The 347-nt window shown below is 69.2% G+C and carries 1 pseudogene; it reads left to right on the top strand.

Features of this window, described 5'->3' with window-relative positions:
- A pseudogene (locus J0695_RS42955) lies at window positions 1-347 on the top strand (DEAD/DEAH box helicase); the annotation flags it as partial.

The following is a 347-nucleotide window of genomic DNA, read 5'->3' as shown; positions in this document are numbered from 1 at the left end:
CACGATCACCGACACCCAGCTGCGTACCGTACTGACCACCCCCGAGGCGCACTCCGGCTTCGGCCCGACCGCGCGCCGCACCACCGCACTGCACCTGGCAGTCCTCAAAGCGATGACCGAACACGACCTCCACCACGTGATCGTGTACTTCCAACAGGTCGCCGACGCCACCGACTTCGCCCGCCAGTTCCCCCACACCCTGCGCACCCTCGCCGAGGACCAACGCCCCGCCTGGGCGAGCGACCTGGTAGTCCAGTCGATCAACGGCACCCACACCCCCGGCCAGCGCCACGACATCCTCACCGACTTCGCCACCGCCGACCGCGCCGTGCTGACCAACTCCCAGG

Origin of the sequence: Streptomyces beijiangensis (assembly GCF_017315755.1) — a bacterium.
Lineage (GTDB): Bacteria > Actinomycetota > Actinomycetes > Streptomycetales > Streptomycetaceae > Streptomyces > Streptomyces beijiangensis.
The sequence above is the reverse complement of the archived record's forward strand: the minus strand, read 5'-3'. Positions and strand labels throughout refer to the sequence as shown.